Annotated in this window: 15 protein-coding genes; 9 read left to right on the forward strand and 6 right to left on the reverse strand. The window is 71.9% G+C overall.

All coding sequences use genetic code 11. The features are described 5' to 3' along the window. Nucleotides 1–117: 117 nt before the first annotated feature. From OHA99_RS18355 to OHA99_RS18365, 3 genes are all read left to right on the forward strand, one after another. Complete coding sequence (locus tag OHA99_RS18355) at nt 118–465, forward strand: GntR family transcriptional regulator (RefSeq protein ID WP_153178866.1); 348 nt, start codon at nt 118–120, stop codon at nt 463–465. Beyond that, nucleotides 462–1,451 (forward strand): DUF1648 domain-containing protein, encoded by a 990-nt coding sequence (locus tag OHA99_RS18360; RefSeq protein WP_153178867.1) that lies wholly within the window; start codon nt 462–464, stop codon nt 1,449–1,451. Before OHA99_RS18355 ends, OHA99_RS18360 begins: the two co-directional genes overlap by 4 nt. 147 nt (nt 1,452–1,598) lie before the next feature. After that, nucleotides 1,599–2,576 carry a BRO family protein gene (locus tag OHA99_RS18365; RefSeq protein WP_405696776.1) on the forward strand — a complete coding sequence of 326 codons (978 nt, stop codon included), beginning with the start codon at nt 1,599–1,601 and terminating at the stop codon, nt 2,574–2,576. A gap of 83 nt (nt 2,577–2,659) precedes the next feature. On the opposite strand, the gene OHA99_RS18370 is transcribed toward OHA99_RS18365, so the two are convergent. From OHA99_RS18370 to pdhA, 3 genes are read right to left on the reverse strand one after another with little or no spacing between them, the layout of a single operon-like run. Next, nucleotides 2,660–4,093 (reverse strand): dihydrolipoamide acetyltransferase family protein, encoded by a 1,434-nt coding sequence (locus OHA99_RS18370; protein ID WP_405696779.1) that lies wholly within the window; start codon nt 4,091–4,093, stop codon nt 2,660–2,662. A gap of 10 nt (nt 4,094–4,103) precedes the next feature. Next, nucleotides 4,104–5,084 (reverse strand): alpha-ketoacid dehydrogenase subunit beta, encoded by a 981-nt coding sequence (locus OHA99_RS18375; protein ID WP_405696781.1) that lies wholly within the window; start codon nt 5,082–5,084, stop codon nt 4,104–4,106. Between the two features lies 1 nt (nt 5,085). After that, nucleotides 5,086–6,339, reverse strand: coding sequence for a pyruvate dehydrogenase (acetyl-transferring) E1 component subunit alpha (pdhA, locus tag OHA99_RS18380; protein WP_153178870.1), 1,254 nt, complete (start codon nt 6,337–6,339; stop codon nt 5,086–5,088). 323 nt (nt 6,340–6,662) lie between these two features. On the opposite strand from pdhA, the gene OHA99_RS18385 reads away from it, so the two are divergent. Next, nucleotides 6,663–7,319: a response regulator transcription factor gene (locus OHA99_RS18385; RefSeq protein ID WP_153178871.1), complete on the forward strand. Its 657-nt coding sequence runs from the start codon at nt 6,663–6,665 to the stop codon at nt 7,317–7,319. Nucleotides 7,320–7,425: 106 nt separating this feature from the next. Next, entirely contained in the window at nt 7,426–7,833 is a 408-nt protein-coding gene (locus tag OHA99_RS18390) for a pyridoxamine 5'-phosphate oxidase family protein (RefSeq protein ID WP_153178872.1), read from the forward strand. A gap of 70 nt (nt 7,834–7,903) precedes the next feature. Here OHA99_RS18390 and OHA99_RS18395 read toward each other — a convergent pair whose 3' ends face one another. Further along, entirely contained in the window at nt 7,904–9,547 is a 1,644-nt protein-coding gene (locus OHA99_RS18395; RefSeq protein ID WP_194279998.1) for a protein kinase domain-containing protein, read from the reverse strand. Nucleotides 9,548–9,893: 346 nt separating this feature from the next. On the opposite strand from OHA99_RS18395, the gene OHA99_RS18400 reads away from it, so the two are divergent. Beyond that, on the forward strand, nt 9,894–11,567 hold the full coding sequence (locus OHA99_RS18400; protein ID WP_153178873.1) for a protein kinase domain-containing protein: 1,674 nt from the start codon (nt 9,894–9,896) through the stop codon (nt 11,565–11,567). A 77-nt stretch (nt 11,568–11,644) separates the two neighbouring features. Here the strand turns inward: OHA99_RS18400 and OHA99_RS18405 are convergent, their stop codons facing one another. After that, nucleotides 11,645–12,184: a bacterial proteasome activator family protein gene (locus tag OHA99_RS18405; protein WP_007451667.1), complete on the reverse strand. Its 540-nt coding sequence runs from the start codon at nt 12,182–12,184 to the stop codon at nt 11,645–11,647. Between the two features lie 181 nt (nt 12,185–12,365). On the opposite strand from OHA99_RS18405, the gene OHA99_RS18410 reads away from it, so the two are divergent. After that, complete coding sequence (locus OHA99_RS18410) at nt 12,366–13,127, forward strand: hypothetical protein (protein ID WP_366472372.1); 762 nt, start codon at nt 12,366–12,368, stop codon at nt 13,125–13,127. Nucleotides 13,128–13,140: 13 nt separating this feature from the next. Here the strand turns inward: OHA99_RS18410 and OHA99_RS18415 are convergent, their stop codons facing one another. After that, nucleotides 13,141–14,121 (reverse strand): NAD(P)H-quinone oxidoreductase, encoded by a 981-nt coding sequence (locus OHA99_RS18415; protein WP_366472373.1) that lies wholly within the window; start codon nt 14,119–14,121, stop codon nt 13,141–13,143. Nucleotides 14,122–14,262: 141 nt separating this feature from the next. Between OHA99_RS18415 and OHA99_RS18420 the strand changes: the two genes are divergently transcribed. Both OHA99_RS18420 and OHA99_RS18425 read left to right on the forward strand, forming a co-directional pair. Further along, nucleotides 14,263–15,303 carry an ATP-binding cassette domain-containing protein gene (locus OHA99_RS18420; protein ID WP_405696785.1) on the forward strand — a complete coding sequence of 347 codons (1,041 nt, stop codon included), beginning with the start codon at nt 14,263–14,265 and terminating at the stop codon, nt 15,301–15,303. After that, a complete protein-coding gene (locus OHA99_RS18425) occupies nt 15,300–16,148 on the forward strand; it encodes an ABC transporter permease (protein ID WP_153178876.1) in 849 nt (282 codons plus the stop codon). The genes OHA99_RS18420 and OHA99_RS18425 overlap by 4 nt, the downstream gene beginning before the upstream one ends. Nucleotides 16,149–16,187 lie beyond the last annotated feature (39 nt).

Here is a 16,187-nt window from a genome sequence, read left to right on the forward strand (position 1 = left end):
TCGCACCGGCGACGGGCCCCTTTCGCCGTACGGATCTCGCGATACGAGGTCGCGGGGCTGTGCCGAGCTGAACGGAGCTGTACGGATGAAGTGCATGGTGATAGTTTCATTAGCACCATGCTGCTGAGTCTGGACAAGACCGACACCCGGCCCCTGCACGAACAGGTGGCAGGCGCCGTCCGGCGCGCCATCGCCGAGGGCGAGTGCGCGCCGGGGGACCGCCTTCCCTCGGCCCGCGACCTCTCCGAGGCCCTGGACGTCAACGTCAACACCGTGCTGCGCGCACTGCGCGGCCTGCGGGACGAGGGCCTGCTGGAGTTCCGCCGGGGACGGGGGGTGACGGTGGCCGAGGGCGCCCGGCCGCACTCCGAACTTCAGATCCGAGTACGGGAACTGCTCACCGACGCGGCCCGGCTGGGCTACAGCAGGACCGATCTCATCGACATGATCAGGGGGATGCCATGACGGACAGGACGACCGCGAGGCGTACGACGGCGGCACTGTGGACGGCCGGGGTCACGGTCGTCCTCGCCGGGATGCCGCTCCTGGCGAGGGACCGGCTGCCCGACCGGCTGGCGACCCACTGGGGTCTGAACGGCACGTCCCCCGACGGCTCGATGCCGCTGTGGGCGGCCTCCCTCGTCCCCGCGCTGATCTGGCTGGTCACGGCGGCCGCGGTCACCGTCCCGCTGATGCGGGCGGGCCCGCCGGCGCGTCCCTGGACCGCCGTGATCCTCATCCCTCTGGGCGTCGTCCTCGCCGGCGTGCAGGCCGCGGTCATCCGCTCCAACCTGGACCGCGCCGACTGGCACGACGCCAGCCGGCCCACCGGCTGGGTCGTCGCGATCCTCGTCGCGGCCGTCCTCGCGGGAGTGGCCGGATGGCTGCTCGTCACCCGACGGAGCGGCGCTGCGGGCGACGGCACGACGTCCGGCGACGACGCTCCCACGCTGGACATCCCGAAGGGCCGGAAGCTGGTCTGGTTCTCCCGGACCGCCAACCCCTGGCTCCAGTTGCTTGCTGCCGCAACCGGCCTGGTGGCCGTGGGCGCGCTCGTCGCCCTGGTCGGCGGCCTGGCCGCCCCGGGTGCCCTGTGGGCACTGTTCGCCGGGTGCGCCACCGCGTCCCTCGCCTGCGCCGTGTTCTCCTCCGTCCAGGCCCGCGTGTCGGAGCGGGGTCTGGAGGTCTCCTTCGGCCCGCTCGGCTGGCCAGGACGTCGCTGGGCCCCCGGCGACATCGACACGGCGCGGATGGAGGTCCGCCGTCCCGCCGAGGTCGGAGGCTGGGGCTACCGTCTCAGCGGTCTCGGCACCACGGTGATGCTGCGCGCCGGCGAGTGCCTGGTCGTAAGGCCCCGGGGCCGCCGGAGCGACTTCGCGGTGAGCGTCGACGACGCCGAACGCGGCGCGGCTCTGCTCAACGCCCTGCGCACGGACCGGAACCGGCGCTGAACACGGCGGCGCCGGGGGCCTGATACACGCCCCTTGGCGACCGCCGCAGCTCTTTCGATCATCTTCGCTCGCAGTCGTGAACATCTGCGGATCCGACTGGCATATGCCCTTGGCTTCGCCCTACGTTCCGCGGCGGAGGTGGTTCACATGAACGAACCCAGCAAACGACAGAACTCCGGCGCGCGGCACGAGGCCATCGACGCCAGTGACTTCGTGTACGCGGCCACCGGGGCACGGGTGCGACGGCTGACCATGCCGGACGGAAGCCACTGGTTTCCGGCGGCGGACGTGTGCAAGGAGCTGGGATACACCACGACCCGAAAGGCACTCACCGATCACGTCCCGGAGGAGCACCGAGACAATCTCGAGACTGTGACTGGAAGTCACAGTCTCAGCGTTCCCGCAGGTAGGACGTGGCGCCGAGACTTGCAACTGATCGATCTGCAAGGTCTCATCCTCCTCGTCAACGCCTGCACCAAACCGGCCTGCGCCCCCTTCAAGCAGTGGGTCGCCGAAGTCATCGAGACCGTGCAGCGCGAGGGCTCCTACACGCTGGACGAGGCCGAGGTGCAGCCCGCCGAGCCCGGTGCTCCCATCGCCTACGCCATGCCGGACCAGGTGGCCGAGGCGATCGTCCGGCTGGAGGCGCACAACTTGCAGCTGGACGAGCAACTGGCCGAGGGACAACGCACGTCGATCGCGTTGCAGCGGGAGATGCTGTCCACGCAGCAGGCCACCCTCGCCACTCAGCAGGCCACTCTCGCCGTGCAGCAGGCCATGGTGCGGGCACTGGAACGCATCGCGGACCGGTTCGACACCCTCGTCCTCCACCAGGGCGTGCCCCGCGGTCGTCCCGCCCCGGTGCCGACCACGGAGTCCGTACTGACCGACTGGCGGCAGCGCCTGTCCGTCACGGAGGACGTGTGGACCGTCGCCCGGGCCATCGCGCCGGTGCTCGTCGAGAAGGGGGAGCTGCGGGAGCCGCTGGAGTCGATCGCCGCCCGTACGGGGCTCTCCGTCCGGCGGGTCAACGCATGCCTGCGGCTGCTGCGCACCCACGCCTGCATCCGCTCGCGGGGCGGGTCCGAGGACGGGGCTCCGGTGTACGTGCTCCACCAGAGCTGAGCCCGGTACGACACAGCGGAAGGGGCGTCGCAACTCCAACTTGCGGCGCCCCTCCCGTCACGAACCTAGTCGGTTCGTGGCCGTCAGGCCCAGCTGATCAACCTCTTCGGCTGCTCCAGGACCGCCGCCACGTCGGCGAGGACCTTGGAGCCGAGCTCGCCGTCGACCAGACGGTGGTCGAAGCTCAGGGCGAGGGTGGTCACCTGACGCGGCTTCACCTTGCCCTTGTGGACCCACGGCTGGAGCTTGATCGCACCGACCGCGAGGATCGCGGACTCGCCCGGGTTGAGGATCGGCGTACCGGTGTCGACGCCGAAGACGCCGACGTTGGTGATGGTCACCGTGCCGCCCTGCATGGCGGCCGGGGAGGTCTTGCCCTCCCTGGCCGTCGACACCAGCTCGCCCAGCGAACCCGCCAGCTGCGGCAGGGTCCGGGCGTGGGCGTCCTTGATGTTCGGGACGATCAGGCCGCGCGGGGTGGCGGCGGCGATACCCAGGTTGACGTAGTGCTTGACCACGATCTCCTGGGCGGCCTCGTCCCAGGACGCGTTGACGTCCGGGTTGCGCTTGATCGCGACCAGCAGGGCCTTGGCGATCAGCAGGAGCGGGTTCACGCGCAGGCCCGCGTACTCCTTGTCCTGCTTCAGCTCCTCGACCAGCTTCATCGTGCGCGTCACGTCGACCGTCACGAACTCGGTCACGTGCGGCGCGGTGAACGCCGAGCCGACCATCGCCGCCGCCGTCGCCTTGCGCACGCCCTTGACGGGGATGCGCGTCTCGCGCGTCGTGTCGTACGCCGTCGGGGACGGGGCGGGCGCGACGGCCGCGGGGGCCGCCTGCGACTCGGGCGCCGCGGGCTGCGCCGACACCGCCGCGTGGACGTCCTCACGCGTGATGATGCCGTCCGGGCCGGTCGGGGCCACGGTCGCCAGGTCGACGCCGAGGTCCTTGGCGAGCTTGCGGACCGGAGGCTTGGCCAGCGGACGGTCCCCGGTGGCCGGAGCTGCCGGTGCCGCGGGTGCGGCCGGAGCTGCCGGTCCGTGGCCGTTCAGCTCGGCCTGGATCGCCGCCGACGCCCCCTGAGCGTCGGCCGGGGCCTGGGCGCCCTTGCGGGGGCGGCGCTTGGTCGAGGAGGTGGAGACCCCGTAGCCGACCAGGACCGGCTGGCGGCCCTCCGGCTTGGGCTCCTCCGCCTCTGCGGTGGCCGGCGTGTCCGCCACCGCCTCCCGCACCGGCTCCGCGGCCGCCGCCGCACCGTCGCCGACGGCCACCGCGATGATCGACGTACCCACGTCGACCGTGGTGCCCTCGGGGAAGTGCAGCTCGCGGACCACACCGTCGTAGGGGATGGGCAGTTCGACGGCGGCCTTGGCCGTCTCGACCTCGCACACCACCTGCCCGTCGGTGACCGTGTCACCGGGCTGGACGTACCACTTGAGGATCTCGGCCTCGGTGAGCCCCTCGCCCACGTCGGGCATCTTGAACTCACGCACGGAGCTGTCCGTCATCGTCGTCACGCTCCCCTCCTCAGTACGCCAGCGAGCGGTCGACGGCATCGAGCACCCGGTCCAGGTCGGGCAGGTACTCCTCCTCCAGGCGGGCCGGCGGGTACGGGGCGTGGTAGCCGCCGACCCTCAGCACCGGGGCCTCCAGGTGGTAGAAGCAGCGCTCCGTGATCCGGGCGGCGATCTCCGCGCCCGAGCCCAGGAACACCGGCGCCTCGTGGACCACGACCAGGCGGCGGGTCTTCTCCACCGACGTCTGGACGGTGTCGAAGTCGACCGGCGAGATCGAGCGCAGGTCGACGACCTCCAGGGAACGCCCCTCCTCGGCGGCCGCGGCGGCGACCTCCTGGCAGAGCTTCACCATCGGGCCGTAGGCGGCCAGCGTCAGGTCGGTGCCCTCGCGCACCACGCGCGCGGCGTGCAGCGGGCCGGGGATGGCCTCCCTGTCGACCTCGGCCTTGTCCCAGTAGCGGCGCTTGGGCTCGAAGTAGATCACCGGGTCGTCGCTCTGGATGGCCTGCTGCATCATCCAGTACGCGTCCGCCGAGTTCGACGGGCTGACCACCTTCAGGCCCGCCACGTGCGCGAAGAGCGCCTCGGGGGACTCGGAGTGGTGCTCGACCGCGCCGATGCCGCCGCCGTAGGGGATGCGGATGACGACCGGCATCTTGACCTTGCCCAGCGAGCGGGCGTGCATCTTCGCCAGCTGGGTGACGATCTGGTCGTAGGCCGGGAAGACGAAGCCGTCGAACTGGATCTCCACCACCGGGCGGTACCCGCGCAGGGCCAGGCCGATGGCGGTGCCGACGATGCCGGACTCGGCCAGCGGGGTGTCGATGACCCGGTCCTCGCCGAAGTCCTTCTGGAGGCCGTCGGTGACCCGGAAGACACCGCCGAGCTTGCCGACGTCCTCGCCCATGATCAGGACCTTGGGGTCCGACTCCAGCGCGCGGCGCAGCGACTCGTTGATCGCCTTCGCCAGCGCCATCTTTTCCGCTGCCATGTCAGACCCCCTCTGCGTCTGCGAACGATGCCTGGTACGCGGCGAACTGGGCCCGCTCCTCGTCCACGAGCGCGTGTCCGTCCGCGTACACGTTCTCGAAGATGGCGAACCGGTCCGGGTCCGGCATGGCACGGACCACTTCGCGCACTCGTTTGCCCAACGTCTCGCTCTCCGCCTCCAGTTCCGCGAAGAATCCCTCGTCCGCGTGGTTTGCGGACTCCAGGAAGCGGCGAAGGCGCAGGATCGGGTCCTTCGCCTCCCAGGCGGCGCGCTCGTCGTCGTGCCGGTAGCGGGAGGGGTCGTCCGAGGTGGTGTGCGCGCCCATGCGGTACGTGTACGCCTCGATCAGCGCCGGTCCCTCGCCGCGCCGGGCGCGGTCCAGGGCCCAGCGGGTGACCGCGAGGGAGGCCAGGACGTCGTTGCCGTCGACGCGGACGCCGGGGAAGCCGAAGCCCTGGGCGCGCTGGTAGAGCGGCACCCGGGTCTGCTTCTCGTTGGACTCGGAGATCGCCCACTGGTTGTTCTGGCAGAAGAACACCACGGGCGCGTTGTACACGGCGGCGAAGTTGAACGCCTCGCTGACGTCGCCCTGGCTGGAGGCGCCGTCGCCGAAGTACGCGATCACGCCCGAGTCGGCGCCGTCCTTGGCCACGCCCATGGCGTAGCCCGTGGCGTGCAGCGCCTGCGAGCCGATGACGATCGTGTACAGGTGGAAGTTGTTGCTGTTGGGGTCCCAGCCGCCGTTGTTCACCCCGCGGAACATGCCGAGCAGGTTGGTCGGGTCCACCCCGCGGCACCAGGCGACGCCGTGCTCGCGGTAGGTCGGGAAGACGTAGTCGTCCTCGCGGGTGGCCCGGCCGGAACCGATCTGGGCGGCCTCCTGGCCCAGCAGGGAGGCCCACAGGCCCAGCTCGCCCTGGCGCTGCAGGTTGGTGGCCTCGGCGTCGAAGCGCCGGGTGAGCACCATGTCGCGGTAGAGACCGCGCAGCTCGTCCGGGGTGATGTCGGCGACGTACGAGGCGTACTCGGCGTGTGCGGCGTCCTCGACGCGCTCGCCCTCGGGCGTCAGCAGCTGCACCAGCTCCGTCTCGGAGCCCTTCTTGGCAGCGTTACGGGTGGTGCTGGTGGTGCGAGTGGTGCGCTTGCCGGTGCCGGCCTTGCTGCCGGTGGTCCCGGCCGCCTTGGTGCCGGTGGTGCCGGCCGCCTTGCTTCCGGCGCTGCGTCGCGGCTTGCGCGCGGCAGTGCTCTCGGTCACGTGTGCTCCTCCGTCGGTCCGGCCCCCGGGTTCGCCGGAAGCCAGTGCGGCTCACCTGCGGCCCGGCGGACGCACAAGGGTGGGTGCGGCCCGATCGGGAACAGGCGTGACAGGTGCCCCGGCGAGCGCCCTGCGAACAGCACGTTACCCAGTGCTCCACATTTCTGTGAAACCCCTCCTGACCTGCGTTTTTACTCGGATTTCCAAGTAAATCGGCGTAGGGCGGAAGTTTTACTGGTCACAGCCTTGCAGGGGGCCGGAACAACGGCACGTTATCCCGGCCACCCCGGGCACGGGAAGAGCCGGTGTGTGACACTGACCGCGTGCGCGAAGACGGAAAAATCCGGGTATTCCTCCTCGACGACCACGAGGTGGTCCGGCGCGGGGTGCACAATCTGCTCGCCGGCGAGGCCGACATCGAGGTGGTGGGCGAGGCCGGTACGGCCGCCGAGGCACAGGCCCGGGTCGCGGCCACCCGCCCGGACGTCGCGGTGCTGGACGTACGGCTGCCGGACGGCAGCGGCGTCGAGGTCTGCCGCGACATCCGCTCCCGGGACGAGTCCGTCCGCTGCCTGATGCTGACCTCCTTCGCCGACGACGAGGCCCTCTTCGACGCGATCATGGCGGGCGCCTCCGGCTACGTCCTCAAGGACATCCGCGGCGCCGAGCTGCTCGGCGCCGTGCGGGAGGTGGCGGCCGGGAAGTCGCTGCTCGATCCGGCGGCCACCGCGCGCGTGCTGGAGCGGCTGCGCGGCGGCGGGGCGAAGCCCGACGACCGGCTGGCCCGCCTCACCGACCAGGAGCGCCGCATCCTGGACCTGATCGGCGAGGGCCTGACCAACCGCGCCATCGGTGAACGGCTGCACCTGGCCGAAAAGACGATCAAGAACTACGTGTCGAGCCTGCTGGGCAAGCTCGGCATGCAGCGGCGCTCGCAGGCGGCCGCCTTCGTGGCCCGGCTGGAGGCCGAGAACCGCTGACGGCCCCCGGCGCCCGGGTCCGCCCGGACTTACTCGGGACTTACGTCCCGCCCTGCCGGGGCGGGCGACTCTGTTCCGGTGCCCGCCGCTCCCGCACAGTGATTCCATGCCCTCCGACGAACAGCTCGCCGTCGGCCTGCTCGGCCGTACCGCCTACGGCCGGGCGGCCACCACCATGCGCGCCCTGCCCTTCCTCGCCCTCGCGCGGCACATCGTGGCCGACGGCCGGGTGCTGCTGCGCATGCCCGCGAGCTGGGGGTACCACCGGGTGTGCGCCGGGAGCGTCGTCGCGTACGGGGCGGACAACCTGACCTCGGCGCGGCCCGGCGAGAGCCTGTGGACCGTGCAGGTCGTGGGCCGGTGCGAGGCGCATGAGCCGAGCGCCGCGGAGCTGGAGCGGTTCGGTCCCGCGCCGAGCCGGGTGGACGGCCAGCCGTTCGAGCCCGCCTACCTGCGCGTCGACCCGCAGTTCGGCACGGTGCACTTCACGGACGGGGCGGCGGGGCCCGCGTAGGCGAACGCAACGCGCGCGTGGAGCCCGTTTCGGGGCCGCACGCGCGCGTGAGGTGTCGTTGGGGGTTCGGTCACTGGCCCGCCGGGGCGGTGGGGCCGCCCGTGTTTCCGGAGCCGCCCTCGGTGCCGCCGTTGTCCGGCGGGGTCTCACCACCACCGGGCGTCTCACCACCACCAGGTGTCTCACCACCACCGGGGCTCTCACCGCCACCAGGCGTCTCACCGTCACCGGGTGTTTCACCACCACCAGGCGTCTCGCCGCCACCGGTCGAATCGTCCGTCGCCGTCTCCGACGGCGTGTACGACGGCGTGTACTGCTGGTTCCAATCCCCGTCACCGTTGCCGCCCCCGCCCGAGCCCTGCTCGGTGCCCGGGTCGGTGGTCTCCTGGGTCTGCTCGTCGCTGGGCGACGAACTGGGCGTCTCCTCGCCGGTGCTCTGGGAGGTGGTCGCCGACGGGCTCTTGTCCGTCTTGGTGCCGCCCTCGCCGCCGCCGCCGTTGTTCAGGGCCAGCGCGACGCCGGCCGCGATGGCGATCACCGCGAAGACGGCCAGTATCCACAGCTTGCCTCGGCCGCTGCCCTTGTTGCCGTGGCCCTCGAAGCCGCCCTCGTCGCCCCCGCCGTAGCCGTGCGGCAGGATCGGCTGGGGGATCTGCTGGGTGCCCGACGCCCCGTGGTGGTCGGGGTGCGGCAGCACCGTCGTGCCCGCGAGGCCGGCCGCGGGGGTGTGCCGGCCGTCGTGCGCGGCGACCGGGCCGGTGTTCCAGGTGTTGGTGTGGCCGCCCTGCTCGTACAGCATCTGAAGGCCGTACTGGACCAGGCCGCGCATCTCCTCGGCGGTCTGGAAGCGGTCGTCGGGCTCCTTGGCCAGCGAGCGCATCACCAGGCCGTCCAGCTCCGGCGGGGTGGCGTCGGAGACCTCGGACGGGGGCGTCGGGATGTCCTGCACGTGCTGGTAGACCACCGACAGCGGGGTCTCCCCCGTGAACGGGGGGCGCAGCGCGAGGAGTTCGTAGAGGAGGCAGCCCGTGGCGTACAGGTCGGAGCGGTGGTCGACGGCCTTGCCGAGGGCCTGCTCGGGGGAGAGGTACTGGGGGGTGCCCATGACCATGCCGGTCTGGGTCATCGTCGACTGGGCGCCGTGCAGGGCGCGCGCGATGCCGAAGTCCATCACCTTGACCGCGCCCGTGTTGGTGATGATGACGTTGGCGGGCTTGATGTCGCGGTGCACGATGCCGTGCTGGTGGGAGTAGGCGAGCGCTTCCAGGACACCGGAGACGATGATCAGCGCCTGCTCGGGGCCGGGCGCCTCGGCGTTGAGGAGGAGGTCGCGGATGGTGCGCCCCTCGACGATCTCCATCACGATGTACGGCACGGACTGGCCGCCGACGACGTCCTCGCCCGAGTCGTACACGGCCACGATGGCGTGGTGGTTGAGGCCGGCCACCGACTGTGCCTCGCGCGTGAAGCGGGCCTTGGAGACCGGGTCCTCGGCGAGGTCGGCGCGCAGCAGCTTGACCGCCACGGTGCGCCCCAGGCGGACGTCCTCGGCGGCGAACACCTCGGCCATGCCGCCCCGCCCGAGCCTGCGGGTCAGCCGGTACCGGCCGTCGCCGACCAGGCCGCCGTTGCCCCAGTTCTCCGGCGCGTCAGACATACCGCCGCCAGATGCCTCGGGTTCGGACGGGCCCTGGGCGCGCTGCTGCTGTGCCATCAGTCCTCGCCGTCGTTTCTGCCCGCGGTACGCGCGGTGTTGTTACGGTCTCCGTCGGCCACGCTACAGGCTTCACGGGGGCCTCCGGTCCGGGATGGGCGTCGGGACCGGACATGAGACGGACCGGTCATGAAACCCTGGTTCCGTACTCTCGTGCAAATTCCGTGCGGCGGAAGTACGCCGGCTGTAACGCTTCCGCGACGCTTCTTTCGCGTACGGTCACGGAACGGGCACCGCGCTTGACGTGTCAGTGCCCTGGGGCAGACTTGGCCGGGAATAGCACTTTCGATCACGAGCGCGCGTGCCGCTGCCACCGGCGCCCGCCGCCTATGGGGGACGCAGAGACATGAGCCAGGACGCCGGACAGGGACGGTACGCGGGGCGGGCACTCGCCGGCGGCCGTTACCAGCTGCGCGACTTGCTCGGCGAGGGCGGCATGGCCTCCGTGCACCTGGCGTACGACTCGGTCCTCGACCGCCAGGTCGCGATCAAGACGCTGCACACCGAGCTGGGCCGCGAGCAGGCCTTCCGTGAGCGCTTCCGCCGCGAGGCCCAGGCCGTGGCCAAGCTCACGCACACCAACATCGTCTCGGTCTTCGACACCGGCGAGGACACGCTGCCCATCAGCGGCTCCGCCGCGGGGGACGGCATGCCGACTCCGTACATCGTCATGGAGTACGTCGAGGGCCGGCCGCTCGGCTCCGTGCTCGACGAGGACGTGCGGCAGCAGGGCGCGATGCCCGCCGACAAGGCGCTGAAGATCACCGCCGACGTGCTGGCCGCCCTGGAGATCAGCCACGAGATGGGCCTGGTCCACCGGGACATCAAGCCGGGCAACGTGATGATGACCAAGCGCGGCGTGGTCAAGGTCATGGACTTCGGCATCGCCCGTGCCATGCAGTCCGGCGTGACCTCGATGACGCAGACCGGCATGGTCGTCGGCACCCCGCAGTACCTCTCGCCGGAGCAGGCCCTCGGCCGCGGCGTCGACGCCCGCTCCGACCTGTACTCGGTCGGCATCATGCTGTTCCAACTGGTCACCGGGCGGCTGCCGTTCGACGCCGACTCGCCGTTGGCGATCGCGTACGCGCACGTGCAGGAGGAGCCGGTGGCCCCGTCCGCCGTCAACCGCGCCCTGCCGCCGGCGGTGGACGCGCTGGTGGCCCGCGCGCTGAAGAAGAACCCCAACGAACGCTTCCCCAGCGCCGAGGCCATGCGCGACGAGTGCCTGCGCGTGGCGGCCTCCTTCCAGGCGGCCGCGCCGAGCATCGTGCCCGGCGCCCGGACGTCGAGCGGCGCGGGTGTCGGCTCCGCGGTGTTCCCGCCGGTCGACCAGAGCACCCCGGCGCCCACGGGCCCGGTGCAGACGCCGTACCAGCCGACGCCGGCCCCCAACCCGTACGGCACCCCGGCCCCGGCGGCGCACTCGCCCGCGTACGGCTATCCGCAGCAGGCCGGGTACCAGACGCCGTCGCCGTACGCGCAGCAGCAGGGCGCGTCCACCCCGCCGCCGTACAGCCTGTCGCCGTCGGCCCAGGGCTCCGGTTCCTCCGGCGGGGGCAAGAGCAACAAGCCGGTGATCATCGGCTCGATCGTGGTCGCCCTCGTGGCCGTCGGCGGACTGATCGCCGCGCTGCTGATGAACGGCGGCGGGGACGAGGACCCGGAGGCCGGCGGGGGCGGCTCCGCGAGCGCGTCCGCGTCGCCCACGAAGGCGGAGGGCTACCGCGGGCCGGACAAGACGAAGACGATCGAGACGGACGAGTGCACCGAGCCGGAGGAGTCGTACAACGACCCGGACAAGATCAAGGTGCCGGACTTCACGTTCAAGTACATCGGCTCGGTCAAGGAGTGCTTCAACGCCGCGGGCTGGCAGATGAAGGTCGTCGAGGTCGACGAGAACACCTACGGCGAGGGATCGGTCCGGGACCAGTTCCCCGTCGCCGGCACGGACGTCGACCCGGAGAAGATGCCGACCATCCAGCTCAAGGTCTCGACGGGCAACCCGGCCGGCGAGTGAGCCGGTGACGGCGTGACGGACGGCTGACGACGAAGGGCCCGGCAGCGAGTGCTGCCGGGCCCTTCGCGTTGTCGGGTCTAGAGGTAGGGGCCGCCGGAGCGGCCGCCCGGGTGCGGGGGCTCCTCGCCCTCCGGGACGGCTCCCGGCGGCAGGGCGCGGCGCATCTGCTCCAGCTGGGCCCGCGCGGCCATCTGCTGGGCGAACAGCGTGGTCTGGATGCCGTGGAAGAGCCCCTCCAGCCAGCCGACCAGCTGGGCCTGGGCGATCCGCAGTTCGGCGTCGGTCGGGGTGCCGTCGTCCGTGAAGGGCAGGGAGAGCCGCTCCAGCTCCTCCACCAGCTCCGGAGCCAGACCGTCCTCCAGCTCCTTGACCGAGCTGGCGTGGATCTCCTTGAGCCGGGCCCGGCTCGCCTCGTCCAGGGGCGCGACCCGCACCTCTTCCAGCAGCTGTTTGATCATGCTGCCGATCCGCATGACCTTGGCAGGCTGCTCCACCTGCTCGGTCACCGGGATCTCGCGGGAGTCGTCGTCCCCGCCGCCGCTGAGCGCCATTCCGTCCTGGCCGACGACCAGGATCTGGGGGTTCTCCGGCGACCTGTCGTTCCTCGGCATTTCCATGCCGCCATTGTCTCCCACCCGCCGGCCGCGACCGCGTGCTGCCCCCGGGAAAACCGGCCCCCACGCGTTCGGCGGCGCCCGGAATGCCGGGATCGCCGGCCGGTGTGAGGCTTGTTCCGTCGTTCTGCGCGACTTCTCCGACGCTTTCCACGACTGGTATCACCGGGAGGGGGTCACGGACGTGACTCCATGGCTGCACACACTGCGGGCGACGGGGCTGGTGGGGGCCCTGGGGATCGGCGCGGTGGTGTCACCGTACGGGGTGGAGCCGGCCCACGCCGCCGGTACCGCCGGCACCGGGTACCCGGCGGTGGCGGCGCCGTCCCCGGCGGCGCCGGGGCACGATGCGGCGCCGGCCGCGACCGCCGTCCCGGACGGTGCGGCCACCCACGACGGGCGGGGCGGCCACGAACGTCCCCGGCGCCCCGCCGGTCCCGACCGCCCGGAACACCCGGACGCCGGGCCCGCCTCCCGGCCCGCCGCGGAATCCGGCCCCCCGGAGAGCGCGGGGCGCGGTTCCGCCTGGCCCTCCCCCTCTTCCCCCGCTCCGTCGGCGTCCCGCGCCACGGGGCGTCCCGAGCCCTCCGGGGCCGGGAACCCGCCGGGTGAGGGAAGGCAGCGGCCCGGTCGCGCCGAGGAGCGCGGGCAGCGGCACGACGGCACGGACGAGAACGCCGGCCGACGCGAGGAGGGCACCGCCGACGGTGTCTCCGAGGAGGCCCCGGCCGCCACCGCCACCGCGGCCACCGCCGTTCCGCCCGGACAGACCGGGGCGGCCCTGGCCCCCTCGGTCTCCCCGTCGCGGTCGGGGTCGGGGACCGGCGCCCGAGCCGAGCAGGCCGCCGCGCCCGTGCTGCGGATCCTCCCGCTGGGCACCGGGCTGGTCCTCATCGGCCTCGGCCTGGCCCTGGGCCTCGTGGGGCTGCGGCTGCGCCGGGCGTAGCGGACCGCGTCGTCTACGGGGTGACCAGCAGCACCTTGCCGATGTGGCCGCTCTCCTCCACCACCCGGTGGCCCTCCGCGGCCTCGCTCATCGGCATCTCGCGGTCGACGACCGGCCGGACGTGGCCCCCGGCGAACAGCGGCCAGACGTGCTCCCGTACGGCCGCCACGATGGCCGCCTTCTCCTCCAGGGGCCGGGCCCGCAGCGAGGTCGCGCTGACCGCGGCGCGCTTGGCGAGGAGCGCGCCGATGTTCAGCTCGCCCTTCCGGCCGCCCTGCATGCCGATGATCGCGAGCCGGCCGTTCACGGCGAGGGCCTGGACGTTGCGGTCCAGGTACTTCGCGCCCATGTTGTCCAGGATGACGTCGGCACCCGCGCCGCCGGTGGCGTCCTTCACCTCGGCGACGAAGTCCTGCTCCCGGTAGTTGATCAGGATGTCCGCGCCCAGCTCGGCGCAGCGCTCCAGCTTCTCCTTGGTGCCGGCCGTCACCGCGACCTTCGCGCCGACGGCCTTGGCGAGCTGGATCGCCATGGTGCCGATGCCGCTGGAGCCGCCGTGCACGAGCAGCGTCTCTCCGGGGCGCAGGTGGGCGACCATGAAGACGTTCGACCAGACGGTGCAGACCACCTCGGGCAGCGCCGCCGCCCGCTTCAGGTCGACGCCCTCCGGCAGCGGCAGCAGCTGACCGGCCGGTACGACCACCTTCTCGGCGTAGCCGCCGCCCGCGAGGAGGGCGCACACCTCGTCGCCCACGGCCCAGCCGGACACTCCCGGACCGAGCTCGGCGACCCGCCCGGAGCACTCCAGGCCGGGAAAGGCGGAGGCGCCGGGCGGCGGGTCGTAGAAGCCCTGGCGCTGCATGATGTCGGCGCGGTTGACGGCGCTGGCCGTCACCTCGACCAGCACCTCGCCCTCGCCGGGCCGCGGGTCGGGGACCTCGGACCACACCAGCGCCTCGGGGCCCCCGGGTTCGGAAATCGTGATCGCATGCATGAGGGCGACGCTACTCCTGTGCGCCCGCGTGGCCCTCCGCCGGAAAATCCCCGTGCGTCGCCGATGAGTTTGCGCGACGGTAAAGGTCTCCCCATGCGTAGCCCAAGAACGCGTACTCCAGCACGCGGAAGGACCCACAGCATGAGCACGCACACGTCCGGACTCGCCATCGAGACCGCGGGACTGGTGAAGACGTTCGGTGAGACCCGGGCCGTGGACGGGGTGGACCTCGCCGTGCCCGCCGGCACGGTCTACGGCGTCCTCGGCCCGAACGGCGCCGGCAAGACCACCACCGTGAAGATGCTCGCCACCCTGCTGCGGCCGGACGACGGCCACGCCCGCGTCTTCGGTCACGACGTGGTGCACGAGGCGGACGAGGTGCGCGGCCGGGTGAGTCTCACCGGGCAGTACGCGTCCGTGGACGAGGACCTCACCGGCACCGAGAACCTGGTTCTGCTGGGCCGGCTCCTCGGACACGGCAAGGCCGCGGCCCGCGAACGGGGCGAGCAGCTGCTGGCCGCGTTCGGGCTGACGGACGCCGCGGCGAAACAGGTCAAGCACTACTCCGGCGGCATGCGGCGGCGCATCGACATCGCCGCCTCCATCCTCAACACCCCGGACCTGCTCTTCCTCGACGAGCCCACCACCGGACTCGACCCGCGCAGCCGCAACCAGGTGTGGGACATCGTGCGGGCGGTCGTCGCCCAGGGCACGACCGTGCTGCTGACCACGCAGTACCTGGACGAGGCGGACCAGCTGGCGTCCCGGATCGCCGTCATCGACCAGGGGCGGGTGATCGCCGAGGGCACCAAGGGCGAGCTGAAGGCGTCCGTCGGGGCGGGCTCGGTGCATCTGCGGCTGCGGGACGCGGAGGAGCGGCCCGAGGCCGAGCGCGTCCTGCGGAACCTGCTGGTGGCCGAGGTGCAGCCGGAGCCCGACCCGGTGGCGCTGACCGCGCGCCTCGGGGTGGCGGCCAGTGACACCGCCGCCGACCAGGCCGCCAAGGCGCTCGGTGAGCTGGCCCGGGCCGGCATCACCGTCGACAGCTTCTCCCTGGGCCAGCCCAGCCTCGACGAGGTCTTCCTGGCGCTGACCGGGCACGACACCGGCCGGCGCACGGACGGCGACTCCGGCACCGGCACCGGCACCGGCACAGACAAGAAGGACGAGGTGGCGGCATGAGCACGGCCACGAGCAGCGAGACCAAGGACCTCTCCCCGGTCAGCACCGAGTCGCTGGCGGCCCTGCTGGTGACCAGGGAGCGGCCGCCGCGGCCCAGCGCCCTGTCCACGTCCCTGACCTTCGGCTGGCGCGCCATCCTCAAGATCAAGCACGTGCCGGAGCAGCTCTTCGACGTCACCGCGTTCCCCATCATGAACCTGCTGATGTTCACGTACCTCTTCGGCGGTGCGCTGGCGGGCTCCCCCAGTGACTACATCCAGTTCGTGCTGCCGGGCATCCTGGTGATGTCGGTCGTGATGATCACGATGTACACCGGGGTGTCCGTGAACATCGACATCGAGAAGGGCGTCTTCGACCGCATCCGCTCGCTGCCGATCTGGCGGCCCTCGGCGATGGTCGGCTATCTCCTCGGCGACGCGCTGCGCTACACCATCGCGTCCGTCGTCATGCTCTCCGTCGGACTGCTGCTCGGCTACCGGCCCGACGGAGGCTTCGTCGGCGTGGTCGCGGGGATCGCGCTGCTGCTGCTCTTCTCGTTCGCCTTCTCGTGGATCTGGACGATGTTCGGGCTGATGCTGCGCACGGAGAAGTCGGTGATGAGCGTCAGCATGATGGTGATCTTCCCGCTCACCTTCCTGTCCAACGTCTTCGTCGACCCGAGGACCATGCCGGGCTGGCTTCAGGCCTTCGTCAACAACAGCCCGATCACCCACCTGGCGTCCGCGGTGCGCGGCCTGATGGCGGGCGACTGGCCCGGTGTCGAGATCGCCTGGACGCTGGGCTGGGCGGGCCTGTTCCTGCTGGTCTTCGGCCCGGTCACGATGCGGCTCTACAACCGCAAGTAGCGCCTCCCGACAGCCGTTCCCGCGACCGGGCCGCCGGAA

Source organism: Streptomyces coelicoflavus (assembly GCF_045041415.1).
Lineage (GTDB): Bacteria > Actinomycetota > Actinomycetes > Streptomycetales > Streptomycetaceae > Streptomyces > Streptomyces coelicoflavus.

Excerpts from the sequence above, each read along its gene's own strand:
- OHA99_RS18390 (WP_153178872.1), top strand. The coding sequence starts at position 7,426 with ATGCCCTCCGACGAACAGCTCGCCGTCGGCCTGCTCGGCCGTACCGCC.
- OHA99_RS18405 (WP_007451667.1), bottom strand. The coding sequence starts at position 12,184 with ATGGAAATGCCGAGGAACGACAGGTCGCCGGAGAACCCCCAGATCCTG.
- OHA99_RS18425 (WP_153178876.1), top strand. The coding sequence starts at position 15,300 with ATGAGCACGGCCACGAGCAGCGAGACCAAGGACCTCTCCCCGGTCAGC.
- OHA99_RS18375 (WP_405696781.1), bottom strand. The coding sequence starts at position 5,084 with ATGGCAGCGGAAAAGATGGCGCTGGCGAAGGCGATCAACGAGTCGCTG.
- OHA99_RS18365 (WP_405696776.1), top strand. The coding sequence starts at position 1,599 with ATGAACGAACCCAGCAAACGACAGAACTCCGGCGCGCGGCACGAGGCC.
- OHA99_RS18395 (WP_194279998.1), bottom strand. The coding sequence starts at position 9,547 with ATGGCACAGCAGCAGCGCGCCCAGGGCCCGTCCGAACCCGAGGCATCT.
- OHA99_RS18355 (WP_153178866.1), top strand. The coding sequence starts at position 118 with ATGCTGCTGAGTCTGGACAAGACCGACACCCGGCCCCTGCACGAACAG.
- OHA99_RS18360 (WP_153178867.1), top strand. The coding sequence starts at position 462 with ATGACGGACAGGACGACCGCGAGGCGTACGACGGCGGCACTGTGGACG.
- OHA99_RS18415 (WP_366472373.1), bottom strand. The coding sequence starts at position 14,121 with ATGCATGCGATCACGATTTCCGAACCCGGGGGCCCCGAGGCGCTGGTG.
- OHA99_RS18420 (WP_405696785.1), top strand. The coding sequence starts at position 14,263 with ATGAGCACGCACACGTCCGGACTCGCCATCGAGACCGCGGGACTGGTG.
- OHA99_RS18400 (WP_153178873.1), top strand. The coding sequence starts at position 9,894 with ATGAGCCAGGACGCCGGACAGGGACGGTACGCGGGGCGGGCACTCGCC.